The sequence below is a fragment of the uncultured Maribacter sp. genome (assembly GCF_963977385.1).
Lineage (GTDB): Bacteria > Bacteroidota > Bacteroidia > Flavobacteriales > Flavobacteriaceae > Maribacter.
In genome coordinates this window covers 87,503-113,751 of the sequence record NZ_CAXBOU010000013.1, presented here as the reverse complement: position 1 = coordinate 113,751, position 26,249 = coordinate 87,503, and the positions used below count along the sequence as shown (strand labels likewise).

23 protein-coding genes are annotated in these 26,249 nt (G+C 34.3%); 7 read left to right on the top strand and 16 right to left on the bottom strand.

Annotation, left to right across the window (positions count from 1 at the left end; genetic code table 11):
- Positions 1–1,089, bottom strand: coding sequence for a HAMP domain-containing sensor histidine kinase (locus AAC084_RS14165; protein ID WP_339840870.1), 1,089 nt, complete (start codon positions 1,087–1,089; stop codon positions 1–3).
- Between the two features lie 793 nt (positions 1,090–1,882).
- Between AAC084_RS14165 and AAC084_RS14160 the strand changes: the two genes are divergently transcribed.
- Together AAC084_RS14160 and AAC084_RS14155 are read left to right on the top strand one after the other, a co-directional pair.
- Positions 1,883–5,161 (top strand): PAS domain S-box protein, encoded by a 3,279-nt coding sequence (locus AAC084_RS14160; protein WP_339840869.1) that lies wholly within the window; start codon positions 1,883–1,885, stop codon positions 5,159–5,161.
- On the top strand, positions 5,139–6,206 hold the full coding sequence (locus AAC084_RS14155; RefSeq protein WP_339840868.1) for a response regulator: 1,068 nt from the start codon (positions 5,139–5,141) through the stop codon (positions 6,204–6,206). Before AAC084_RS14160 ends, AAC084_RS14155 begins: the two co-directional genes overlap by 23 nt.
- A gap of 594 nt (positions 6,207–6,800) precedes the next feature.
- Here AAC084_RS14155 and AAC084_RS14150 read toward each other — a convergent pair.
- Positions 6,801–7,130, bottom strand: coding sequence for a YtxH domain-containing protein (locus AAC084_RS14150; RefSeq protein ID WP_339840867.1), 330 nt, complete (start codon positions 7,128–7,130; stop codon positions 6,801–6,803).
- 162 nt (positions 7,131–7,292) lie between these two features.
- Between AAC084_RS14150 and AAC084_RS14145 the strand changes: the two genes are divergently transcribed.
- From AAC084_RS14145 to AAC084_RS14130, 4 genes are all read left to right on the top strand, one after another.
- Complete coding sequence (locus AAC084_RS14145) at positions 7,293–7,787, top strand: hypothetical protein (RefSeq protein WP_339840866.1); 495 nt, start codon at positions 7,293–7,295, stop codon at positions 7,785–7,787.
- Between the two features lie 160 nt (positions 7,788–7,947).
- Positions 7,948–8,718, top strand: coding sequence for a sigma-70 family RNA polymerase sigma factor (locus AAC084_RS14140; RefSeq protein ID WP_339840865.1), 771 nt, complete (start codon positions 7,948–7,950; stop codon positions 8,716–8,718).
- A gap of 72 nt (positions 8,719–8,790) precedes the next feature.
- The gene (locus tag AAC084_RS14135; RefSeq protein ID WP_339840864.1) at positions 8,791–9,198 is read left to right on the top strand and encodes a hypothetical protein; all 408 of its coding nucleotides are present in this window, start codon (positions 8,791–8,793) and stop codon (positions 9,196–9,198) included.
- A gap of 182 nt (positions 9,199–9,380) precedes the next feature.
- Positions 9,381–9,740 carry a hypothetical protein gene (locus AAC084_RS14130; RefSeq protein ID WP_339840863.1) on the top strand — a complete coding sequence of 120 codons (360 nt, stop codon included), beginning with the start codon at positions 9,381–9,383 and terminating at the stop codon, positions 9,738–9,740.
- Between the two features lie 332 nt (positions 9,741–10,072).
- Here the strand turns inward: AAC084_RS14130 and AAC084_RS14125 are convergent, their stop codons facing one another.
- The 14 genes from AAC084_RS14125 to AAC084_RS14060 all read right to left on the bottom strand — a co-directional run bounded on the left by AAC084_RS14125 (position 10,073) and on the right by AAC084_RS14060 (position 25,199).
- Positions 10,073–10,549: a DNA starvation/stationary phase protection protein gene (locus tag AAC084_RS14125; protein WP_339840862.1), complete on the bottom strand. Its 477-nt coding sequence runs from the start codon at positions 10,547–10,549 to the stop codon at positions 10,073–10,075.
- 184 nt (positions 10,550–10,733) lie between these two features.
- On the bottom strand, positions 10,734–11,363 hold the full coding sequence (locus AAC084_RS14120) for a DUF2238 domain-containing protein (RefSeq protein WP_339840861.1): 630 nt from the start codon (positions 11,361–11,363) through the stop codon (positions 10,734–10,736).
- 52 nt (positions 11,364–11,415) lie between these two features.
- Positions 11,416–11,979: a carboxymuconolactone decarboxylase family protein gene (locus tag AAC084_RS14115; protein WP_339840860.1), complete on the bottom strand. Its 564-nt coding sequence runs from the start codon at positions 11,977–11,979 to the stop codon at positions 11,416–11,418.
- Positions 11,980–12,006: 27 nt separating this feature from the next.
- Positions 12,007–13,743: a thiamine pyrophosphate-dependent enzyme gene (locus AAC084_RS14110; protein ID WP_339840859.1), complete on the bottom strand. Its 1,737-nt coding sequence runs from the start codon at positions 13,741–13,743 to the stop codon at positions 12,007–12,009.
- Between the two features lie 324 nt (positions 13,744–14,067).
- Complete coding sequence (locus AAC084_RS14105; protein WP_339840858.1) at positions 14,068–16,008, bottom strand: oleate hydratase; 1,941 nt, start codon at positions 16,006–16,008, stop codon at positions 14,068–14,070.
- Positions 16,009–16,162: 154 nt separating this feature from the next.
- Complete coding sequence (locus AAC084_RS14100; RefSeq protein WP_339840856.1) at positions 16,163–16,729, bottom strand: DUF308 domain-containing protein; 567 nt, start codon at positions 16,727–16,729, stop codon at positions 16,163–16,165.
- A gap of 19 nt (positions 16,730–16,748) precedes the next feature.
- Entirely contained in the window at positions 16,749–17,249 is a 501-nt protein-coding gene (locus AAC084_RS14095) for a hypothetical protein (protein WP_339840855.1), read from the bottom strand.
- A 102-nt stretch (positions 17,250–17,351) separates the two neighbouring features.
- A complete protein-coding gene (locus AAC084_RS14090; protein WP_339840854.1) occupies positions 17,352–18,971 on the bottom strand; it encodes an oleate hydratase in 1,620 nt (539 codons plus the stop codon).
- Positions 18,972–19,335: 364 nt separating this feature from the next.
- A complete protein-coding gene (locus AAC084_RS14085) occupies positions 19,336–20,607 on the bottom strand; it encodes an MgtC/SapB family protein (protein WP_339840853.1) in 1,272 nt (423 codons plus the stop codon).
- 29 nt (positions 20,608–20,636) lie between these two features.
- A complete protein-coding gene (locus AAC084_RS14080; protein ID WP_339840852.1) occupies positions 20,637–22,319 on the bottom strand; it encodes an AarF/ABC1/UbiB kinase family protein in 1,683 nt (560 codons plus the stop codon).
- Positions 22,320–22,333: 14 nt separating this feature from the next.
- On the bottom strand, positions 22,334–22,720 hold the full coding sequence (locus AAC084_RS14075) for a hypothetical protein (protein ID WP_339840851.1): 387 nt from the start codon (positions 22,718–22,720) through the stop codon (positions 22,334–22,336).
- Between the two features lie 147 nt (positions 22,721–22,867).
- Entirely contained in the window at positions 22,868–24,385 is a 1,518-nt protein-coding gene (gene ftsH, locus AAC084_RS14070) for an ATP-dependent zinc metalloprotease FtsH (RefSeq protein ID WP_339840903.1), read from the bottom strand.
- 9 nt (positions 24,386–24,394) lie between these two features.
- Positions 24,395–24,850 (bottom strand): ATP-dependent metallopeptidase FtsH/Yme1/Tma family protein, encoded by a 456-nt coding sequence (locus tag AAC084_RS14065; protein WP_339840849.1) that lies wholly within the window; start codon positions 24,848–24,850, stop codon positions 24,395–24,397.
- A gap of 1 nt (position 24,851) precedes the next feature.
- The gene (locus tag AAC084_RS14060) at positions 24,852–25,199 is read right to left on the bottom strand and encodes a carboxymuconolactone decarboxylase family protein (protein WP_339840848.1); all 348 of its coding nucleotides are present in this window, start codon (positions 25,197–25,199) and stop codon (positions 24,852–24,854) included.
- 298 nt (positions 25,200–25,497) lie between these two features.
- On the opposite strand from AAC084_RS14060, the gene AAC084_RS14055 reads away from it, so the two are divergent.
- Positions 25,498–26,157 carry a WG repeat-containing protein gene (locus AAC084_RS14055; RefSeq protein WP_339840847.1) on the top strand — a complete coding sequence of 220 codons (660 nt, stop codon included), beginning with the start codon at positions 25,498–25,500 and terminating at the stop codon, positions 26,155–26,157.
- Positions 26,158–26,249: the final 92 nt, after the last annotated feature.

Below are 26,249 nucleotides of genomic sequence, written 5' to 3'. Positions count from 1 at the left end.
TTACAATTTAGGAAAATCGACCGTAAATATAGTCCCTTTTGGTGTATTCGATTTATGAGATATTTTGCCTTTGTGACTGGTAATAATACCATGTACCACACTCAGTCCAAGTCCAGAACCTTCGCCTATAGGTTTGGTCGTGAAAAATGGTTCAAAAACTTTATCGACCAAATCAACATCAATGCCTTTGCCTTGATCCGCAATTTGAATAGAAATGGTATTAATGGTATCTAAAATACTTACATCTATGGTAGCACCTTCTGGCGAATAATAGATAGCATTCATTATTAAATTAAACATTACTTGGGTTAACTGAACAGTGTCTGCCTTGAGTTCCATTATTTCATTGTCGAACGACTTGTTCAACCGAAGCTTTTTACTTCTTAAAGAAGGTTCTAAAAGCTTTAGCACATTTGTAACTACTGGAATTAGTTTAACGGTCTTCATTTCTTGTGGCATCTCACAGGCAAAGAACATTAGCTTTTTTACAATTTCGCGACTGAAAATGGCGCTATCCATGATTTTTTCTAAATCGCGAACAGCATCTTTATCGGTCATTTTTTCTGTAAGTAATTCTGCAAAACCAAGTATATTGGCTAGAGGGGTATTTAATTCGTGTGCAATACCGGCGGTAATCTCGCCAAGAATATGTAAACGATCGGTACGCTCCATCTGTCTTCTTGTATTCGCTTCACTATCTCGAATTTGCTTACGTTCAATTAAGTTGCCGACATCTAAAGCAATATTATTCAGTAATGTTTTCTCTTCCTTTAAAAAGTCTTCCGCTGAATACTTTTCAGATGGATAAGCAACGATGACTTCACCTTCTATTTTATTAAAAACTTTAATGTTGGATACTAGGGTTACCATATCAGTATGATAATCATCTGTTGTAACCTCATATTCACCAACTTTTAAATGTACTTCAGCAACATTTTCGAACTGCCAAGCTCTTTTAAGGCAATATACTATGGCTTCTAATGAGGTCTGTAGTTGGTCATAATCTGAATTAACGATAATAGAAGTAACTTCATAAAGGCACGTAAGCTCTTTAACACGTTCTTTTAGTATTTCTTCAGTTGTTGTCATCCAAAAGCCATTTTAAAGTTGCTATATAAAGGTCTGCAATATTTGTGAAGAATAGAAATGTACTTTATTAAAACTAGGTTACTCTTTTATAAATAGAAGTTTAATTTATTTAAAAGAATCTATTTTGTTTAGTGTATAATGTCATCTTTATCCTGTTTGCTTTGTGCTTATCTCTACTTCGTTTCTTGGTATATTTACATCTATTAAAATAAATCGTTTGGGCTAATAGATGGCGAATTTTTAAATGATTTTTCTATTGAGCCACCCCTTAAATAATGTGACAAATTCATCGGTTTTTATATGAATCCGTTAAAAAAAATGCACGACTTAAAACATTTTTATATGATAATTAGGTGAATTTATATACGCAGGTCTACTTAAGAATTCATGTTAAATTTTAAACATTGCAATATGATAATCTTACCTCAAGGTCAAAATAACCTAGGCATATTGGATATTAACGCATTAGATGCTTTATTTGATTTAGGCTAAACTGCCACAAATGTATTCTTTAATAGATAGTGAAAATCTCAAGTTTAATTATTGAATTTTAAAGTAAAGATTACTGAGTAATGTGAAAAATATGACAATGGTCATATTAATGTAAATACGACCATTATACATTTGTTTAAACCTTATATGGACGTTTTTTTTCAAAATTAATAGACGAAGCATCCTGGCCCAATTATTTGGGTACGGGCTTAAATTGCTTTTTTTTGAGTTTTATCTTGCAAAGGCGTCTTTTCATTAACTTTAATATAGTCTTTACAGAAAGACTTTTAGCCTATATAAAATGATGGAATTTAAAGATAACGAACTCTACAAGGGTATTTTTGAATCTTCAGTCGAAGGTATTTTAGTGGTAAATCATGAGGGGCAAATTATCAAGGCCAATCCGTCGGTTGAAATGATGTTCGGCTATAGCTCAGGAGCACTTTTACATAAAAAAGTAGAAGACCTCATTCCAAATAAATATAAGAAATCTCATAGAAACCATAGAAAGGGTTTTAAAGAAGGTCCTGAAAGAAGGGCTATGGGAAAAGGAGGAGATTTATGGGGACTAAAGAAAGATGGGTTACAATTTCCTGTCGAGATAAGTCTAAGTCCCACAAAAATTAGACACGAAAATGTTGTCATCGCTTTTGTTATAGATATTACCGAACGATTAGTAGCTCAGAAAAAAGCCCTTGTTAATTCCAAGAAAATGGACGAGGCCCAAAGTCTGGCTCATGTGGGTAGTTGGGTGTGGAATCTGCAGACTAATGAAAGAAAGTGGTCTGACGAGTTTTATAGAATATGCGGTCTGCAACCTGGCGATGAGCGACTTACTAGCGAAACTGCCTCTAATTATATTCATATTGATGATCGCCAGAATACCCGAGATTCAGTGGATTATGCCATAAAAAATCATACTGACTATTCCAATAAAAAAAGAATAGTAAGAGCCGATGGAAGGGTGAGGTATATCATGGCTCACGGTAAAGCATCTTATGATACTAACGGCAAGCCTTTAGAATGGTTCGGTACCATACAAGACGTTACAGAACAAAAAGAAATTGAGCAGCAATTAGAGGAAAATTTGGACAAGAACAAGGCGTTATTAGGTGCGCTGCCAGATATGATGATGTTCATCTTGGACTATGATGGTCAATTTATTGAATGCTATGCCCCAGAACCAGAAAGATTATTTGCTCCGCCAGCTAGTTTAATAGGTGGATATATAAGCGAATTGTTACCGAAACATATTTACGAAGTAGTTCGTAAAGGAATGGATAAAACCATTGAGAGTGACGAGATTCAGTTTGTTGAGTATGACTTTGATGGCGAAAATGAAAGGCAGTTTTATGAAGGTCGTATTGTGCCCATGGGCAAAAATCGACTTTTGACCATTATTCGAGATATAACGGAGGAGAGGACAATAGAAAACATATTATATGTTCGTAACCGTGCTTTAGCAGCAGCCGCTAACGGAATTATTATCTGTGATGCCCAACAGCCCGATTTACCTATAATCTATGGTAACGAGGCCTTTACGAAGACAACAGGGTATGAGAGGGTAGAATTTTTGGGTAAGAATTGCCGTTTTTTACAAGGTGATGATAACAATCAAATTGAGATTGAATTAATGTCTGTTGCCATTGAAAAGGGAGAAGCGTGCCGCGTGGTATTGCGTAACTATAGAAAAGATGGTTCTTTATTCTGGAATGACATTAGTATTACACCTATATATAATAATAAAAAAGAAATGACCCATTTTGTTGGGGTTCAGAATGATGTTACGACTCACAAAATAGAAGAGTTTTTTAAAATAGGACAGTCTCATGTTATGGATATGATTATTCAACATGAACCTTTAAAGAGTATAGCCTACAAGATTATTGAAACTATAGAAACGGCAATTCCCAATTGTCAGGGCTCCATACTTTTGTTGGACGAGGAATCTGGAAAATTGGAGAAATTGGCGGCACCGAGTCTTTCAGAAACCTATACAAAGGCTATTGAAAGAATGTTTATCGGTCCTGAAAATGGATCTTGTGGCACAGCGGCATATTTTAAAGATGAAGTAATTGTTTCAGATACCCTTTGTGATCCTCTGTGGAAAGATTTTCAAGAATTAGCGATAAAAGATAATATTAAAGCCTGTTGGTCTTTTCCTATATTTTCATCTAATAAAGAATTACTAGGAACCTTTGCCATTTATTTACCCGTTTCTAGAAATCCTTTGGATACGGAAAAAGAAATTATTTATAATATAACGCAGGCCATAAGCGTGGCTATTGAACAACACAATATTGGTGTAGCGTTAAAAAATAGTAGGGAAGAACTATCGGCCTATGCCGAACTTTTGGAAAACAAAGTCACTTCTCGTACAGTAGAACTTAAAGAAATGGTTCAGAAGTTGGTAGAATCTAATTTAAGTCTTGAAGACCAAATTCTGATTACGAAGACAGCAGAAAATAGTGCGGTCACAAGTCAAGAATTGTTAACCACTATTTTTAAAAAATTTCCAAGGGGCTTTGTGGTCGTTGTTAATTCTGACATTGAAATCGTTTTTATTGAAGGCGAAGATTTAGAAGAATTGGGATTCAGAGACATGGCGGGCAAAGGTTTTAGAGTTAGTGAAGTAATAGGGGTGCAGAATGATATCTTGGAGAAAGTTATACATAATATTAGGAAAACTTTACAAGGAGAACACTGCTCTTTTGAAATAGAAGTTCAACAAAGATCGTATTTGGTTAATACCACGCCCTTGTATAATGAAAATCATAATATTACTCAAGCCTTAATAGTGCATAGTAATATCTCTGACCAAAAAAAGGTAGAAATTGAGATTCGGAATACCTTAGAAAAAGAAAAAGAACTTAATGAACTTAAATCTCGTTTTATTTCAATGGCTTCTCATGAATTTAGAACGCCATTAAGCGCTATTCTTTCTGCTACTAACCTTATTGAAAGGCAGAATGAAGCTGGTTTAGAAGAAAAAAGAATAAAATATATAAGTACAATTAAGGCGAGCGTAAAAAATCTTGTAGCTATTCTGAATGATTTTCTGTCATTGAGTAAGTTAGAAGAAGGGAAAACAATAGCTATGCCTACTTTATTTGACTTTGTTGAATTCTCCAACTCGTTGGTAGAAGAGATTGAAGGGGTTAAAAAACAAGGCCAGGTAATTGAAATATGCTATAGTCAACCTCGTATAGAGGTAGGGCTTGACTTAAAACTAGTAAGGCATATTGTACATAATTTGTTAGCGAACGCTATTAAATATTCCGATGAGAACACAAAAATAACCCTAAAAATAGATACTAAGAATACGAAACTCCTTTTTGAGGTTACGGATCAAGGCATTGGTATCCCTTCCGAGGATCAAGTCTATTTGTTTCAGCGTTTTTATAGAGCAAAAAATGCGACAAATTTTCAAGGTACCGGCTTAGGATTAAATATTGTAAGACATTATATCCTGTTAATGCAGGGTAATATTAGCTTTCAAAGCGAGCTTAACAAAGGCACAACTTTTATTGTAGAACTCCCCTTAAACCTATTCGAAAATGAAAAAAGTACTACTTATTGAAGACAATTTAGATGTACGCGAGATGACCGCGGAAATTCTGGAACTTGAGAATTACGAAGTAACCACTGCAGAAAACGGAAAAATTGGTATTGAAAAAGCAAAATCTTTTGTGCCAGATGTTATCCTCTGCGATATAATGATGCCAGAAGTAGATGGTTATGAAGTTTTTAGAGAATTAAGCGAAGACCACGTTACAGCAAGTATTCCGTTTATTTTCTTAACGGCTAAATCTGAAAAGTCCGATTTTCGTAAAGGAATGACTATGGGGGCAGATGATTATTTAACCAAGCCTTTTGAGGCAGAAGAATTATTTGATGCAATAGAGGCAAGGCTTAAAAAGAGTTCTTTTTTACGTAAAGAATTTTCAAGAAGCGTTCAAGGTATCAACGAATTTATTCAAGAAGCATCAAAATATCAAGAATTAAAAGACCTTTCAGAAGACCGTGAACTGAACCAATACAAAGCAAAAGATGAGATTTTTTTAGAAGGGAGTTTCGCTTATAGCCTATATTTTATTCATAGCGGAGAAGTTAAAACATACAAGCATAACGAAAATGGCAAAGAGTATGTGACCGGTATGTTCAAAGCCGGAGATTTTATAGGTCAACTTTGCATTTTGGGTAACTCCGGATTATATACGGAAACTGCTGTAGCTCTTGGCAATTGTGAAGTTTGCTGTATTCCTAAAAAAGATTTCACCCAACTTTTATTCAATAATAAAGAAGTATCGAACAAATTTATTGGTATGATCTCAAATAATGTACTTCACATGCAAGAGCAGTTGATGGGTATGGCTTTTGATTCGGTTCGTAAAAGAGCAGCCACTGCATTATTAGAATTATATGACAAAGGCCTTGTAAAAGATGATGATTTAGGAATTAGTATTTCAAGAGAAGATTTTGCAGGTTTAATAGGTACGGCTACTGAGACAGCTATACGTGTACTTTCTAGTTTTAAAGATAAAGGTTTGATTCAATTGGGTACATCACGTAGAATTATACTTTCAGATAAAAAACAATTACAACAGGTTGCAGATTTCGGATAGCATACTGAAGATGTTTTAATCTTGGTTTTACGTCGTAACCGATGAATTCAGTTCAATCCATTATTTAGTGAAACATCTATCACTATTTGTATAATGCCAAAGGGAGTAATATTGGTTATTTGTGATGGATTCAGATGATTTTTTGTGGTATTTAAATCAAATTTAAACTTGCATTTGCAATTTTTCATTGAGGTTTTAGAATACTTAATTCCTTGTTTATTTCAGAAAACGTGCTAAACTTCTTCGTGAATGCGTGTCAGAGTAATGTTTAGATAATTTTGTGAGAATGGTCTACAGCGTATACTTGTAAAAATATAACTGAAAAACCAAGTACACTGTATAATGTTCTTTCCATTAAAAATGTTCAATAGACCTTTCCGTTCTTAGATTAAGAACAAGTAAGACTCCCCCCAGCGATACTATAAACAAGGCAAGAAAAGCTATACCTCCAATATATATAGAATAGGATATAGTATTAACCGCTGTCAAAAGTACTTTAAAAATCTTATGATTCTTCTGCACTTTCAAGGTAAGACCTTATATCAATTTCTAAATCAATGCAGCCTTTCTTTAATGCTTTGAATGCATATTATATTATTTCTGCAGTTGAGCATTTTTCTTTTTTAAGTCTTCTAACTTTTGTTCTAATGAAGCCAGAATATCATCTGCTTTGTGATTCATATTTCTAACTGTCTCTTCTAGTTTATGTTCGAATTCTACTTTCTTTTCGTTGGCTATTTTATTCAATTCATTTTTGGAGAAAGATACATGTTCAGTTAGTTCATATTTAGCATCTAAAGCTCTGTCTTTGATTTTGTGTCTTGTTTTAACTCCTTTTTCAGGGGCATATAATATTCCAAAGCCTGCACCAATCGCTGCTCCTGTTAATAATGCCAGAAGTACATTTCCACTATCATTTGCCATGATTTATATTTTTTAATTAGTCTTAAATGTATAGTACAAAGCTAGCGCAGTTTTTTTTTCAACACCCTGACTTAGGTCAGGAACATTGAAAATATGTACTCGTACATTAGCTTAAGAGAATGACCCAGCTTATGACCATGATGTCTCTAAATTTTGATTAATATGAATGTCCCGAAAACAGAACATAAAAAAACTTTTCTAAAGCGCTATAATAAAATTTCAGAGTTAGAACATGCACTTATTACGGTTCGTCAGATGAATTTTAATAGAATAGCCATATCGGTAATCGGTAATCTTGGAGACGACAATATGAATGCCTCTAAAGAACCTGAGTTAAATGAGAATGAACTAAAACTTTTTTTTAGAAAATTATTGGGTGAAAATACTGATTTTGATACCTTTTATAATCCTGAATTGGGTCATTTGTTTGTGGCTGGTTCTTTGGTTGCTACATTTCTAAATCCTATAGGTAAAAGTACTATCGGGGTGCTTTCTGGTGGACCTTATGGAATATTGAGAGGCCTTGGAGTGAGTGAATCAGAAGCCGTAGTTAGTATTAAAAAACTAGGCAACGGTACCTATTTGTTTGTTGTAAGAGGAGATCAATTTGATATTGAAAAATTGGAAAATAAATTAAAAATTGATAAAACAAACTAGCGCTATTATAGCTAAGTTTTGTCGAAACTCATTAAGTAAAGATTTGCTTTGTGAAAATATAAATTCAAACTATTAATATTTTTTGAGACTGACCTACGTCATAGTATTCTATTTCATATATCTGCATTTTTATAGTGCATTTTAATTTAAAGTATATAACATGAACAGTCCTGAGTATTATAAAAGTAAAAATGAATTTAATGTATTCGTTGCGAGTACGTTTGCAGATTTAACACAGTACAAAAAAGATAATAACCCGGCATTGTTCAATAATTTATTATTGGAAGATTTATATCAGGTTAAACGCTATATCGCGAATAGGTTGGTAACTGCTTTGGCTAAAGGAAACCTTCCAAAAGGTAAATACAAGGTAGATGATTTTATTGACCAGCTTTTTATTGTTGTCTATGATAATTTTGAAAAGGTTGAGGATAAAGAAGATTTTCATCCTTGGTTATTTAAAAAAGCCGATGAACTTTTAGAGGATGCTATTGCAGATGAGGATTTTGATGATAATTTTTTAAAGAACATCGATGATTATTCTCGCCCGGAATGGGATGAGATGGAAGAAAAATTCAGTACAGATGGTGACGGTGATTTCGTTATGATCGATGAGCTAGATGATATATCATATCCAAAGAATGATTATGTGTTAAACCATGTTTTTATTGAAGACGACCAAAAAGAAATCATGGATAAGCTCGATAAAGATTTGGGTGAAGAGAACATTAAAAAACATACTGCTATGGTCTTGCATTATTTACCAATGCCTATGCGTACCGTTTTTGAATTGGCCACGGAGTATCAATTTTCGATAAGTCAAATTGCCATGATTCGTAACCAAAACAAAGAAGAGGTGAAAGAGCTTTTAGAGAATGCACGAAAGAGCATAGAAGCTAGCTTTTTTAATAGGTATGAGATAGAGAAATAAATTAATTCATGCAAGCACAGCAAAAGCTGAGTGACTTATAAAAACAATAAAAAATATTTAAATAATACTCTTATGAAAACAAAAACAGTGAATCCAAAAACAGAATTATTATTAGGTGCAGGTTTAGATGTTCTTCATTTTGAAAGTAAGGAATGGTTGAGCGATATCGCCTTTTATAAAGATGAAACTTTATTTTTTATCGATTTAATAGAAAAAAGAAAAACAAAAGATGCGGCTCAAACGGCCTATGGTAAAATACTTGAAGATCTAGATAGCGTACATTTCGAATTGTTCGATTCCCTAGCAAATGAAATTTCTGAACATGAAAGATTGTTATCTCGTTTAGAAATGGGTGAACGTGGTTTGTCTGATTCTGATTATAGAGATAAACATCGTCAACTTAAGGAAAGAATGGAAGGCTTTACGAGCAATTTTCGTCAGTTTAAAATGATGGTGTTCGGTTTTGAGAAAAGTCTCTAATTTTCTACTGAGGTGTACTAGAGCTATGGAGATTTAGTACCTCTAAGTGAATACAACGCTAACGATAAGCGCTACTAATCGGAACAAGTCGAGTCAAATATTGAGAAAATAAATTTTTTAAAAATTAATCTCGACTTTTTATTATCAACTCAATATTCAAAATGTTTAAAACTGGTTCTAATATGCAAATCTCTATTTATAAACTAGAAAACCAATCTGCTGAGAGCATCGATAATTTTATGGATTTCTATTATGGTCTGCGAATGCACTTTTTTGCAAGCGATTTACTGTATAATGGATTATCACCCAAACAAATTAGTGATGCTGTAGCAAAGGCAATGAGTGTCGCCAGGTCATCAAAAATGAATTTGAAGGAACATTTTAAACCAGTTTTTAGCAGTATAAACAATGATATTATTAGTGATTGTAAGCTATCTCGATTAGGTTATGGTCTGGTGTTAATGAATGCTGAAACAAAACTTTCTATCGTTGCTAAATGGCAGAGACGAATATTAGAAAAATATTTGAATACCATGTCTTAACTTAATTCTGAATAGGGTCAACAGTTAGAAGATCTACCTCGTAATGAAAAGGAATTCGAGTTTACCGATAATTATACCCAAAGTGCTGCAGCTGAGCCAGATGAGAATGAAGTGAGAAAAATACCGACTCAATTTTAACCTGGGAGTTTGCTATGCTTTCTAAAACTATAGATTTTTATAGAATGTCTATTGTATTGTAAGCAGGTAGTTTTTAATTCAAATTACATTTAATCTAACTTCTTAAAGCTAACCTTACATAATTAAAAACCCAAATAGAATTGATGCTATTTGGGTTTTTCAATGTCTTTAATTTATAAGTATATAAACTTATGTTACTTTAAATGTGATCGTAACATCCAAGCAGTTTTCTCATGCTGTTCCATTAGACCAGTTACATAATCACTGATGCCCTCAGCTTGCCATTTATCTGAAATCGGCTTTATTTCTTCTCGTAGAAAAATGATAATACTCTCGTGATCTTCTAATAATTCTGCGAATATACTTTGGCTGTCATTACCACCTTTTATTTTTTCGGTAAGATGTGTCAGTTCTGAATACTTTTCTAAGCTTGCAGGCACATAATGACCTATTGCGCGTATTTTTTCAGCTACGGTATCAACAACCTCTTGTTGTTCTTCATATAATGTTTCAAGATAAAGATGTACAGAATGAAAATCGGGGCCTTCAATGTTCCAATGAAAATTCAATGTTTTTGAATAGAGTACAAATTCATCTGCTAAAATTTTTGATAGCTGATCTGCGATAGCCTGTCTGTTTTCTGCTGAAATTCCTATGTTCGGTGTTTTCATTTTATGAGGTTTTACAATTAATAATTATTCAAAGGTATAGCGATTGAAAAACCATTTAACTGATTCAAATCATGTAGCTACTTTTTATAATAATTTTTTATAAGGAAGTGTAGTGATTAGTATAAAAAGAGGACCATTATGAATAGGGAAAATACGTTGATGCACTCATCTATTATAAATTGGCTTAATTCTTTTTGAAGTGGTATTTATAGTAGACATAAAAAATAGAAAAAGCTATAGTTGATCCCAGAAAAGCCATAGCCATATCTTTTTGGGAGTCCCAAACATCGCCTTGCGTACCTAAATAAGAAACACCCTGTTCTACAAAGAAAATATCGGCTACCAACCATTCAATAATTTCATATAGACCACTTACGGAGAGGCTTACCGTGATTGGTAAAAAGAAAGCAATACGCTGGGGATATCGTAGCCATTTTGAAAAGCATTCTTGCATTGGGTAATAGAGTAAAAGACCGAAGTTAAAATGCACTAATCTATCGTATTGGTTTCTTGGAAAGTGAAACATATCTTGTAACCAAAATCCGAAGGTGTTCCCTGCATAGGTATATTTTGAACCATACACATGCAGGCATAAAAAGATACAAATCACGAAATAACTAAAATTGCTGAATCTGTATCTTTTAAAAGTAAGAACTAAAAAAAGTAACGAAATTACCGTTAAGGTATTTTCAATACACCAATTGGCAATATCCGTGGTTCCAACGAAGGAATTTTGCCATACAATGATAAACAGAAGGCTAAAAAGACCAATTAACGTGAACTTTTTAGTGCTGCCAGCCATTTGTTTAAGCATTTTTGTTGGGTAACTATCATATTTAAAATAATAATGTTATACCCTTTTTTTATTAATCTTCAATTTCTTTCCCCATAGCGAATGGTTCCATGTCTTCTGAAATAATGTTTTCGGTAACATGATTGATGTAGTTGCTCATTGCTTTAAGGGATACACCAACAATAACATCCATAACCTGCTCTGGCGTAAAACCTGCATCATAAAAAACTTCTAAATCAGATGCTTCTAGATGCCCTCTGCTTACTGTAATTTTTTCAGTAAGCGTTACCAGCGCATTCAGCCTCTGATTAGATACGGGCAATTGTTTACGTACCTCATTGATGATTTTAGATGGTATTCCATTTTGTTTTGCTCCTCTCGTATGCGCCGCTATGCAGTATTGACATTGGTTTACCACACTTGAAGATAACAAAATTAAATTTTGCTCGCCCGTTGTGAATGAAGTTTTGGCGAAAAAAGATTTGCTTAGATTACTATACCCTTCCAACGCAGCAGGAGAACCTGCCATGTATTTGAATAAATTGGAAATAGCTCCGTTTTGTTCCTTCACTTTGGTGAGTATTTCCTTGGAAGCTTCAGGCGCCGTATCTATAGTATGTTTCGTGAATTGTTTCATGTTTTATTTTTTATGAAAAATCAAATCTTACAAGACCTCTTTCATATGTTTATAATTTGTTTTTACCATGTCTAAAACTTCATCCATTCTTCCGCTCAATATCATTTTGCTCATAGATAAAGCATATCCTTTCATTTGTTCAAATTCCATTTTTGGAGGCATAGCTAATGCTTGCGGGTTGGTAAATACACTTACTAAAACAGGGCCATCGTGTGCAAATGCTTCTTGCAAGGATTGTTTTACATCCTCAGGTTTTGAAACCGAAATTCCTCTGAATCCCATGGCCTGTGCAACCATTTCAAAATCAGGGTTCACCATATCGGTTTCATTATTTGGTAAGCCTTCTACTTGCATTTCCAATTGTACCATTCCTAAAGAGCGGTTGTTAAAAACTATCAGTTTTATTGGAAGGTTATATTGTTTGATGGTTGCCAAATCTCCCAATAGCATAGAAAGACCGCCATCGCCACAAAACGCAACAACTTGTCTTTCTGGATAGGCCAATTGTGCTCCAATAGCCATAGGCATGGCATTAGCCATTGAACCATGATTGAAAGAACCCAACATGATTCGCTTTCCGGTACCGTGAATGTATCTTGCGCCCCACACACAACACATACCTGTATCTACTGTAAAAATTGTATCATCATTAGCCATTTCATTGATGGTAGATGCCACAAATTCAGGGCTAATATGGTCTTCAAAGCCTGAATCTTTTACATAGACATTTAGGTTTTCTTTTACTTTTTCGTAAAATTCTAATTGAGCGTTTAAGAAGCTGTCGTCTTCTTTTTCTTTGATTAATGGTAACAGCGCCGCAATGGTATCTGTTATTTTTCCGGTCAATCCCATTTCTAATTTTGCCCGTCTTCCTAATCGTTCCGGTTTTTCATCAACCTGAATAATTTTGTTTGTTACCGGCATAAAATGCTCGTAAGGAAAATCAGTTCCTAATAATATGACCACATCCGATTCGTGCATGGCATGGAACGCGGATGGAACACCGAGTAATCCCGTCATTCCTACTTCGTAAGGATTGTTGTGCTGCATGCCCATTTTGCCACGGAATGAATATCCGATAGGTGCTTTTAGTAACCCTGCCAATTTAACAATATCATCATGAGCTTCTCTTGCTCCAATACCACAATAAATAGAAACCTTTGGATGCTTATTCACCAAGTCGGCTAATTTTTGCATCTCATTATCCGATGGTCGTAAAATAGTTTCGCTATGATAATTATACATAGACGTTGCACTTTCTTCAGCAGACATGGCAGATACATCACCAGGCAAACCAAATACGGCTACACCTTTTTTATGAACTGCATTTTGAATTGCCGCTTGCAACATGCGTGGTACTTGTTTGGGTGTAGTTGCCACTTCGTTGTACACGCTACAATCATCAAATAATTTATAGGTATTTGTAGCTTGAAAATAATCAACACCAAATTCTGGCGTATTAATAGTAGAGGCAATAGCGATAATTGGAACTCCGGAACGATTGGCATCGTACAAGCCATTTATTAAATGTACATGACCGGGGCCGCTGCTTCCTGCACAACAGGCCAAACCATCCAATTCTGCTTCAGCAGCTGCAGCATAAGCACCTACTTCTTCATGCCTAACGTGAATCCATTTAATTTTTCCGCTTCTTCTAACCGCATCATTCAGTTCGTTTAGACTATCACCAGTTACGGCATAAATCCTTTTTACATTATTATTAACCAGCATCTCTACGATTTGGTCTGCTACTTTTTTCGCCATGATCATTTTTTTGTTGAAAATGTTATGTTACACTCCCCTGAATTAATTCTAATAAATTTGAGGCATCACCATCAAATCTAGTTCCGTTTTTAAAAAAGATGGAGTTTTCGCTTCAATTCATAATGTATTAAAAATTAACTATTTTAACCTTATATATAATGATTAATATAGCGCTATTGTATTAGCCCAAAAACGCTTTCACAGCAGTAATAAGTTACTTCGATTACATGATTATTTTTGAAGACGATAGCATTGCCTTAAAAAGGCTAAACACTATTGGATGAGGTCTCCAATTCGTATTCGACAACCAAAACTTTTTGGGAATTAGTGCTTAAAGCCTTTTGCCCACTCCTTAAGCTTCTCTAACGGCTCATTAAAAAAAGAGTCGTGATGTTCTTCATCCTCTTCGCCTACAGGTAAAATATGTTCAAAATAGGTGTTCTTTAGTATTCGCTTTAAAACACTTTCTCCTGGGAATGGTTTGTAATCGTTTAAGGCCTTCGTAGCTTTTAATAGCTGACGAATATCGTATTGACCAGCAGCAATATCTGGCACCTGCTTGTTAAGGTTCAGTAATTTATAAACAGCTATTCTAGCAGTTCTTACCGAAGTTTCTACGGTAAATACAACATCGTTATGGGTCTCTACAAACTGTCCAACAAGTCCTAAGTTTTTGGAGCCATTCGGTACTATGTCAGGTCTGTCTCCTGCCGCTCGAGGCATAAACTGAGAGGTTATGTAAGGCATGAAGCTTGTTTTAACAATTGTGTTTGCAATAATAGAATCTATTTGATTTTCTAATCCAATATGAAAACATAATTCAGATAAAATTTCATTTCCTGTACTTTGCGGCATTGTTTTTTTATTATAATTACCGTCTTTATCCATATATAAAGCATATACCCAAATAACCAAAACATCTTCTGGTTGATCAGGGAAGTGTGGTTGACGATTAATGGTGAAACTCATTAGCCAGTTAGAATCGGTGATGGAAACTATTCCTCCAGTAGCTGCTTTTCCAGAATAAGGGTCGTTTACACAGTATTCCTTAATTTTTTCAGTTAAAGCCGAAGGGCGACAAGTTAATGTAGCAGATTCCCAAGAAGATTTTTCAATAGAGCTACAGAATTTTTCAGGTTTACCGAATTCAGTAGATTTTGCTGCTAAGTTTTTCCATAGTTGCCATCCTGAACTCTCACCACTTTTCTTATTATCAATGGCTTTAATGGCTGCATTGGTATTATCGCCATATTGGGTGTCTTCTGTCATGGAGGCAGTAGTCACAATTACAAAATCGTTTTCGGTTACCGGAATCGTTACTTCTTTATCCTTTTGTTGGGTAATTACGCCTTTAACAACTTTACCTTCTGTATTGATCTTAATATCTAAATCTTTAACCAAGGTATCAAACTGAATTGTAACGCCTTTAGATTTTAGATGTGCTGTTAAAGGTTTTACGAAAGTATCGTACTGATTGTATTTTGGAAATACCAAGCATGATAAATCTTTAAAGCCATCAATAAGATGTAAAAAGCGGTGCATATATGATTTGCACTCTAGTAAACTGTGCCAGTTTTCAAAAGCGAACATGGTACGGAAGAAAGTCCAAAAGTTGCTATTCAAAAATGAGTTACTGAAATAACTTTCAACGGTTATATCATCTAACTCATCCTTCTTTTTTAGTAAAAGCTTTACAATAGCTAATTGATCTAATTTGTCCAATCCAAATTTGCTAAAATCTTGTATTTCTCCATTATTGTGGATCAATCTAGCTTTTGAATAATTAGGGTCGTTATCATTCAGTAAACGAAATTCATCTAAAACACTATAAGGAGCAGGCATTTCTAAAGCAGGAATATCCTGATATATATCCCATAGGTTCTCGTAGGTCATTTCCATTTCTCTACCGCCTCTAACAAGATAGCCATCTTTAGCATTTCCAGAACCATCAAGAGAGCCACCTTCTACAGATCGTTTTTCAAGAAAAACAATGTTTTCACCTGGGATGTGACCATCTCGTATAAAGTAATATGCAGCAGATAGACCAGCGATACCACTTCCTACAATATAAACTTTACTGTCTTTAAAAGATTTAGAAGGAATACCTTTATTACGTTGGTAATTTCCTGTAAGATCAGCAAAAGGCATTGGTTGATCTTTAGAATTGCATACTACTTCCTTGCTTGCATCTGGTGCGTGTTCTACCTTTCCTGGGAATGGAGATGTGTTTAATACTTTATCGAATTTTGCTGTTATTTTTTTCATGTTTTTTATTTTTCTTAAAAAAATTAAACTGCTCATAAGTAGTTTAATTTGCTGTCCAGTAACTGTATTGTAGTATTATTTAAGGTCAAGATGAATCTTTGGTTCATCTTGAAACTCTTTAATTGATTTCTTAAGTAGTTTCCTTAAAGATTTATTAAAGGGTTTTGTCAATTTTCTTTAGGTTAATTCCTAAAAATATTCGGAAGCACCCCGTAGTTATTAATGCAAAAGCGGTCACGTAAACAATACTTAACCCTGCAAAAAGCGGATTTGCCAATAATAGAAAGGAAAATAAAAGGGTAATAATGCTCCAAAACAATAACATGCCCCAACCAAGTGTACCAGCAGATTTTAGCTGAAAGGAAAGGCCTATGGATAAAATGCTTTGAAACAATAACCAAAAGCCTATATAGAGCGGTAAAATAGCCATGGTCATCAAAGGATGGGTCAAGAGTAATATGCCTATGATTAAATCTAAAATACCTCCAGCCAGATACCAGCCCCAATCTTTCATTTCATCTTTATTGGAAATGGAAAAAGCAATTTGTGATATCCCAGAAATAAGAATGAATATGCTAAAAATAATACTTAAGGATATATAGCTTTCTAATGGCGTACGCATTACCCAGATTCCAACGAATATGTATAGAATCCCTATTAAAATTGATATCCACCAGTTTTTTATGACCCTTTGGGCCGAACCTAAAATTGTTGTTTTCATGACTTCTGTTTTATAATATTTATTTTATATTGTTTTTAAAAATATCTTTAAGAGCTGTACTTAATTCTTCCGTATCGTGTTTAAACTCGCGCTCGAAAGACTTTTCTACCTCTTCAGTATTTGCGTTGAACTCAATTAGGTTTTCTTTGTACCTTCTACTTCGTTCCGCTAACCTTTCTTTTATATTTTTGTTCTTTTGCTCTAATTTATCTAATTCAGCGTTCAATTTTTTATGCTCGTTTTTGGCTGATTTAGCAATCTTTTCCCGAATATTTTTGATTTGTGTTTCAGTGTTTGTGATAACGACTTCCGATTCATTTTCAAACTTTTTCCAATTCGTTTCAACAAGGGCCTTATTTTCCTTCGTTGCATCGTTTGCAGCTTCTTCAATATCCTGGCCTGCTTGGCTCATGTTTTCCTTTGCAGATTTTATATTTTTTTTAGATTTTTCGCCACAACCTGTTACTAACCCACCTGCAATAAGTATAAATAAGGTCAGATATATAATTTTGGTTTTCATTGTTCTTATTATTTTATTCTGAAATCGATGTTTCAGAGTAGAGTTTACTATTTGCTGATTTATTTTTTTACATAAATACCTCAAGGATAGTCTTGTGTATAATTAATGAAATGCTTTCATCACCGTTTCTATTTCCACTTTTAGAGTTTTATCGAATTTTGTGATTGGTGGAATTTCAAGATCGATGTCTAGCAATTCATACACTGCCATTTGCGCAGCGCGAACGGAATATTCAACGGTAAAAACACAATCATCTGGGATTTCAACAAACTGACTGATAAATGCCAAGTTTTTTGAATTTTTAGGAACTGGTAGCGGTCTATCGGTTTTTAAACGTGGCATAAACATACTTGTGATGTATGGCATTCTACAAGGAATACAGACTGCATTTGCAAACACAACATCATAATCAAACTTTAAGTGACCACATAGTTCTCTAAGAATTTCTTCTCCTGAACATTCTGTCATTGGTTTACCAACAAAATTTCCAACACGATCTGGATGCAACCCGTAAGTAAAAAATACTTGAACATTAGATGGTTGGTCTTTATAATGTGGCTGTTTATTTAGCGAAAAGCTCATAAACCAATTAGAATCTTTAAGTGTTACTTGACTACCTGTTCCTGCTTTGTTACCAGATAATTTCTCCATTTGATCAAAGAAAGTGGTGTCTTTTAATGTTACGGTAAAAGATTCCCAGAAAGATTCTGCTATGTTAGAATTAAACACTTCAGGTTTACCAAATGCTGGATATTTTTTAGCTAGTTTTTCCCATAATGTCCAACCTTGACTATCTTCTTTAGTCAAGAATTTTGGAGCACTTGTCATGGAGCCATAACTAGAAGCATCTGTCATTGAACCATTTTGATAGAATACTAGATCACCATCTTTGATTTCAATTGTTTCGATATTTCCTGAATTTTTATAGGTAAGGTTTTTTACTTCTACCTTTTCAGTTCCTGTGTTTTTATCCAGAGTATATGCGGTGTCTAAATCTGTTACAGTGCTACCTTTCATAAAATTAACACCGTGAGATTTTAGCCAAACTTCTAATGGAAGAATCATAGAATCGTACTGGTTATAAACTGTACGTTTAACACCTGTCATTGTTTCTACATTAGGAAACTCTTGCATAAAACGATGTAGATAGCGTTTAAATTCTACTGCACTATGCCAAGGGGAAAACGCAAAACTTGTGCGCCACATAAACCAGAAATTAGTTTCGAAAAATGAAGGTGAAAACCAATCGTAAATTGAACTATTTCCTAGTTTTTCTTCACTTGCTTCACTTAGTTTAAGAAGCTCTGTACGGTTCGCCATAGAAAAACCAAGTTTAGACGAATCTACAATTGCTCGATTTTTATCTATTAGTCGTGCTTTTGAATTTGATTTTACTTTTTCGTTAAATGCAATGGTCTCTTCAGTTACAGATGTGTTAGGGTCGGTAAGCGATGGAATAGATTTAAATAAACTCCAAGTACATTCATAAATGTTTAATGTAAACATACGAGAACCACGTAACGTATAGCCTTGCTCGGCATTTCCGCCGGCATCTAAACTACCACCTAGAATTGGCAAGCTTTCAAAAATTGTAATATTGCTGCCTAGCAGGCCACCATCACGAATTAGAAATGCTGCACCGGCTAGTGATCCTATGCCGCCGCCGATGAAGTATGCTTTTCTGTTCAAGTATGATTTACTGTCTTTATTTTTAATATTCATAATGAATTATTTTAGATTATTATATATAGTATTTCTTAGCTAGCTTGTAGATGTTGTCAACATAATTACCTCTTCATCAAAGCCTTCTATTCTGTCTAAGATTTAATCTGTTTTGGTCGAATTTTTACTTTTAATAAGATTTTAAAAGTTTCAATTTCACTTGTGCAAAACCCTACTAACAAAACTAATACTCAAAGTTATGGTATGGCGTGAGAGTAGAACCTGACCTAGGTCAGGAGCATGAAAAAACATTCAACTTTAGATGTAATTGATGGGGTGATTTGGGAAAACTAAAGGAGTATTCAATTAAGAATAAGAGCCATTAGAAATAATTATTTAGAGTACGGTTTTTTGGTGGTAATTATTAAACGTTGTTGGTAAGAATGTAGATAACGCCTACAAGAATGATGGATCCAAAACTATAGCCTACTAGTTTTCCTGTAGTTTTTGAGCCTTTAAATACGCTGACGCCTAACTTAACGAGCATATTACTTAAAATGGCAGCAATAATCACCAACGAAGCTACTTCTAGTTTTTCTGAATCCAATGAAAATTTTGCCATACTTATAGTAATAGCATCCGTATCTGCTAATCCTGAAATTAAGGCAGAATAATACAATCCACTTTCACCAAAAAATTTATTACTATAGAAAACGGCAAATAGAATTACGACATAAACAGCACCGAAACTAATAGCATTCAATATGTTAAGTGGGTTTCCTAACTTAATGTTGGTGTCTGGTTTTTTAGTATCTCTTTGAATCAGGACTAAGGATACTACGATACATATTATAGTCAAAAGACAAAAGGGTAGTGCCAAATAGGCTAAAAGGGCACTATTGAAGATATACACTAAAAGCGCAAGTCTAGGAAACATAATGGCTGAAGCAATAATTATGCCTGCGGCATATTTTTTGGAGAGCTCAGGAGATTCTTCGCTTCGCGAGGCATAACTCCATGTAACAGCTGTACTTGATATAAGACCACCAAGAATTGCTGTTAACATTATTCCCTTTTTTGAACCTACATATTTGACCAAAAAATAACCTATAAAATTCAAAAAGGATACGATTACGACTATTGATCCAATCTCGAACGGATTCAATAGCTCATTTGGACCATAGACCTTATTGGGTAAGAAAGGCAATATCAAAAGTGATATAATCGAGAACTTAATAAAGGCAAAAAGTTCTTCTGATGTGATATTGCTAATTACCGTGCGAAACCTCGTTTTTAATGAGAGCAAAGTCACAATAATTACTGCTGTAGCAACTGCATCTCTATAATATTCTGCGGATACCATTACGCCTAGAACAAAGGTGGCAATTAAGGCTAAGTTTGTGGTTAGGCCTTTACTATATTCTTCTTGTTTCTGATAAATATGATTAAATGCCAAAAAAAGAATAAAAGCAGCTAAACTCACTATTAGCAACCAAACCGAAAATTTATCGGTCAGATTTTCTAAAGTAAAACCAAGTATGGCAACAATAGGAAAAGTACGAATGCCGGCAAAACCTTGATCTTTTAACTTGTCATATTCTCTTTCCAAGCCAATAATCAAACCAATTCCCATACTTACGAGCACACCTAAAATATAGCTGTCCATAAATTCATTTATACCTTCAAACTTTATCATCTAGTTTTTACATTAGCGATTTGTGCAAATTAAAATTGATCGTTTCTGAATATGGATATTACGATATAAAAACCCAATATAGCCGATAGTAGAAACCCAATGGCTCCTAATAACGGAATGCCATTGATTAAAGGAGGCATTTGAGCCATAACTAAGATAGACGACCCAATGGAAAGAGCGGCTATAATTACAGCAAAGACTAAACGGTTTACAGATTTACTAGTTGCCGTTTGAAATTCTTTTAATCCTTTGTGCTCATGTATAACAACCAGTTTGCCATCTTTTATTTTTTTTAGGATAGTATTAATATCATCGGGTAGTGTATCTACAAGGTCATTAATATCTTGAAAGCGACTTAGATTCTTCTTGAACAGTCGTTTTAAACTAAATCTTCTACGGATAATTTTAGAAGTATAAGGTTTTAAATTATCTGTAATGTTGAATGCTGGGTCTAACTTTCTACCTACACCTTCTATGATAATAATACCCCTTATTAACATATATAGATAATGTGGTAAGATAATTCTATTCTCATACAGCACAGTTTTAAATTGATTAAGAATAGTACTTATTTTAATATTCTGAAGCGTAACATTACTGACTTCTGTAACCAATTCGTATAGATCCTGCTCTAGTTTTTTATAATCAGGTATATCTGTTTTTACAGCAATTTTTTCAAGCAGCATAATAATTTTCTTGACGTTTTGCCTCAAGAAATAGAGCAGAAGATCACCAAGGGCTTCTTTATCGTTTGGCATTACGGTGCCCATCATACCAAAATCTAAAAAGCAGATTTGTTCCGTATCAGGAAGCACAAAAATGTTTCCTGGATGTGGATCGGCATGAAAAAAACCATGATCAAGAATTTGTTCGAGATACAAATCAACCCCCACTTTGGCAACCGCAGCTGGGTCAATATTTGAAGCTTTAAGTTTATCTATTTCAGATACTTTGATGCCGTCTATAAATTCCATACAAATTATGCGATTGGTAGATAACTGGCGATAAACTAATGGGACATGAATCATCTCATTGCCTTCAAAGTTTTTAGCAAATCTTTCGGTATTATCCATCTCCCGCAAAAACTGTAGTTCTTCGCGAATACTTTGTTCAAAAGAGGCTACAATTCGTATTGGTTGAAAAGCTTGTGCTTGAGAACTGTATTTTTCTAGAGCCCCAGCAACTTGTTTCATAATTAACAAATCGCTCTCAATTACTTCTTCTATACCTGGGCGCTGAATTTTAAGAACCACTTCTTCTCCGCTTAACAATTTAGCTCTGTGAACTTGAGCTAAAGATGCTGCTGCAAGGGGCTCTAGATTGACTGATGAGAAATAATCAGTCAAGGTGATATTCAATTCTTCTTCAATGGTTTTCTGAACATTAAAGTTTTTTAAATTAGGAGCATGGTCTTGTAATTTTTCCAGTTCTTTAATGAGCTCAGGTGGAAGCATATCTTCTCGATTGCTGAAGATTTGGCCTAATTTTATGTAGCTAGGTCCTAGTTCTTCAAGCACCATACGAACACGCTCGTAGGTTGAAAAGGAAAGGTTTTTTTCGGTATTTGGATGGCCTTCTAAATAACTTTTTGGAATCGCTTTTGTAATACCGGAGTTTACCAAAACGTCCTCAAAACCATATTTGGCGAGGACGTTGAATAAGGTGGCATACCTTTTAAATTCTTTTTGTTTCGGTATTTTAAATGCGGCCATATTTAATGGGTTAGTTACATGTATTTCGATAGAAACTGGAAGAATTCTTTCTTTAGGTCAGCATAAATTTGTCGCTGGGTTTCCATTTTTTCACGAAGATCTGTATGAGTATTGACCATAGAAATATCCATTGACTCATGACCCTCATCACTATGATGAGAAATATTCATTTCATGTTTTTCAATCGTCTCTTGTAAGTCTGCTATAACATTGCCATGAAGGATAAATTCATTTTGGTAATGTTCAAGTTGCGCGAGTACATCTTTATCTGTCCAACGAGTTACCAGTTCGCTTAATCTATTTTTAAAAGATTTTAATTCATCATTCCAAAATGCGAGTTCAGAGTCCCATTGTTTATGTTCAAAATGTAGGTCTGAATTGTTAATCACTGTTTTTTTCATAATCTGTTTATAAAATTAGTTACTTAGAATTTCATTTGTAATTAATGATATACTCAAAGATGTGATTTTGATTGCATATTTGATATGACGAAAGTCATGCTTTGAAAGTATAATATACTACATTTAAAAAATATAGGTAGTTTGAAGTTATGCCTTGCTTTTGTGTATAATCGATAATTGTTCATCAATCTTTTCAGAGGTAGATTCAATTCTTTTCCCCAAAATAGCTTCTAAATCTTCTTTTTCAGCCACTTCGTGCTTTAGTAGATGTTGAGCTAAATTTTCAAGTTCGTCTCGGTGCTCAACCAATACAGTTTTAGCTTTCGTATAGGCCATGAGTATTAAAGCTTGGGCTTTTTCATCTATTAGCTGGCCCATAGATTCACTATATGGTTTGCCAAGTATACGATCATTTTGTCCTGAGGAGTCATAAAAGCTCATCGGACCTATTTTTTCGTCAAGTCCGTAGTAAGCTACCATGGCATAGGCTTGCTTTGTTACTTTTTCAAGATCATCTAAAGCTCCGGAAGATATTTCGTTAAAGATAATTTCTTCAGCTGCACGGCCGCCCAATGATGCGCACATTTGATCTATGAATTGTGTTTTGGTTACAATTTGTCTTTCTTCAGGTAAATACCATGCAGCACCCAAAGATTTTCCTCGTGGAATAATGGAGACTTTTACTAAAGAATCTACATTTTTTAAATACCAGCTTACTACGGCATGTCCTGCTTCATGGTGAGCAACGATTTCTTTTTCTTTTGGTGAGATAATTTTACTTTTCCGTTCCATTCCCCCCACGATACGGTCTCTTGCTTCCATAAAATCATGAGAATAAACCTCTTTCTCTTTTTTGCGAGCGGCAATTAGTGCAGCTTCATTACAAATATTGGCAATGTCGGCTCCTGAAAATCCAGGGCTTAATTTTGCTAAAGCTACTGGGTCTACATCTTTTGCAAGTTTTAGCGGGCGAAGGTGAACTTTGAATATTTCTTCGCGTTCCTCTCTTGTTGGGAGTTCAAGATAAATATGTCGGTCAAACCTACCAGGTCTCAATAACGCTTTATCAAGTACATCGGGTCGGTTGGTTGCTGCAAGTACCAAAACACCTGTATTGGGTCCAAATCCATCTAATTCTGTAAGTAATTGGTTCAACGTACTTTCACGCTCATCATTGGTCTGAAATGCGCCACCTTTGCCGCGTGAACGACCTATTGCATCAATTTCATCAATGAAAATAATACTTGGTGTTTTTTCTTTTGCTCTTTTAAATAGATCACGCACCCTAGATGCGCCAACTCCAACGAACATTTCAACAAATTCAGAGCCCGACATGGTAAAGAAAGGTACTTGTGCTTCACCAGCTACTGCTTTGGCTATTAATGTTTTTCCTGTGCCAGGAGGACCTACGAGCATAACTCCCTTAGGAATTTTAGCTCCTAATTTAGTGTATGTCTCGGGATTTTTAAGAAAATCAACGACCTCCATAACCTCGATTTTCGCCTCTTTTAACCCTGCTACATCATTAAAGGTTACGGAACTTTTGGTGCCTTTTTCTGCTAATTTAGCAGTAGATTTTCCAATGTTAAACATTGAGCTGCCCATGCCGCCGTTTTTTCCCATTCGCTTAAACATGAATAGCCAGAAAATAATAAGTACGACGATAGGTAAAATCTACGATATGGTTTCACTCCAATTGGTGCGATTTTGATATTGAATATCAATTTTATCTATAGATGAAAGGGTACTTTGTGCTTGTTGTAGTTTATTTTCAAAATTTTCGACCGAACCAATGGTCATTCGATATTTTGGAATTTCAACGGTACTGAACAAACTATTGCTTGTTTCTTTTGATGTCGTAATCCCAGCTGTATCTTTTTTAATATAGATTTCTGCAAACTCTCTATTAACAACAGTTATTTTTGAAATTTCACGTTTCGCTAAAAGGGAATCTTGAAGAAAAGACCAGCCGATTTCTTTTGACTCAGCAGCGGGACTAGGAAAAAATGTATACGCAATTATGAAACCAAAAAAAATCAAATAAATCCAGTTATTACCTAACCCACCTAAAGGTGATTTTTTCTTTTGTTCTTCTGGTTTACTTGTGCCTTTTTTTGGTTTCTGTTTCATATTACTGTAATACTATAAATTGATTTAATGCCTCTAACGCTTCACAACCGTACATCAGCGCAGGACCTCCCCCCATCATTACAGCAACACCTATAGTTTCTATAATTTCTTCTGAACTAGCACCCGATTCTATTGCATCATGTACGTGAAAGGCAATACAACCGTCGCAACGAACTGTAATGGCAATGCCTAGAGCAATAAGCTCTTTGGTTTTTGAAGAAAGTACACCATCTGCAGTACTTGCCTTGTGTAAGCTATTGAAACCGCTAATTGTTTCAGGTATTTTGTTGCCCAATTCTTTTATTAAATGAGTGAGGTCGTTATAATGTTTTGAATGGTCTTTTATCATGACTGAATGTTTTAATATTTAAACTGTTTTTGAAATAATATTTACCTGTGAGAATAAAATGAATTAAAAGCTATTTTAAATCGTCAAGGTTAAATATGATTTAAATCATTAGCCTCAGGAAATTTATAAATACTATTATAGGCTTTGGTTAGGGAAGTATTCAAAATCAATAGTAGGGTTACTGTAAATGCATTTTATTTTGAAATTTTATTATTATTTAATAACAGGAACTGACGTAAGTCATTTCAATTTCAGTAAGGTGCACATAACTTTGGGTGAACGTAAAAAATACTTAGAGATGAAAAATTTATTAATAATTACATTATTACTGTCAATCCCTTTTATAGGTATTTCACAGTCAGTAGAAGATATCAATAAACCTATAGTAGGAGAACTTGATCAAATAGAACCTTTTAGTGAAGGTTTAGCTGCAGTTAAAAAAGGAAACCAATGGGGTTTTATTGATGAAAATGGTCAGCTAGTTATTGAATTTAGAGGAGATGTGGTTTGGAACCAAACTCCAAATACCTCCAACTTTGGAGTGGAGGGTATTGGTTATCCTAAGTTTAAGGATGGACTATGTGCTGTGAAAATAGTTAAAGAAGATGGTATTGCCCGTTATGGATTTATGGACAAAAAGGGTAATGTGGTTGTAGCAACTGAATTTTTAAACGTAAGCCAGTTTAGTGATGGTCTTGCTGTGGGTATTTATGAAAGCAAAGAGCTACGAGGAAAAAATTCTTTTCAATTAAACATATATGATTACTCATTTACTGAGGTAGTAGTGAATAAAAGTGGTGAAATGCTATGGCCAATACAGGTGAGACAAAATATTGTAATGTCAAAAAGACTATACAAATTACCAGAATTACATGCTATGATGATTTCGGAGGATTTGTTAAAAGTAAAAGACAAAACTAATAAGTGGAAGATTGTTAAGCCTACACTTGAAAATTAAATTAATTGGTCGACTAGCTTTATTGTTTGGTGGAAATTTAAAAAACAACGAACTATAATTAGGTCATTTAATCTATAAGAATCAAAAAATAA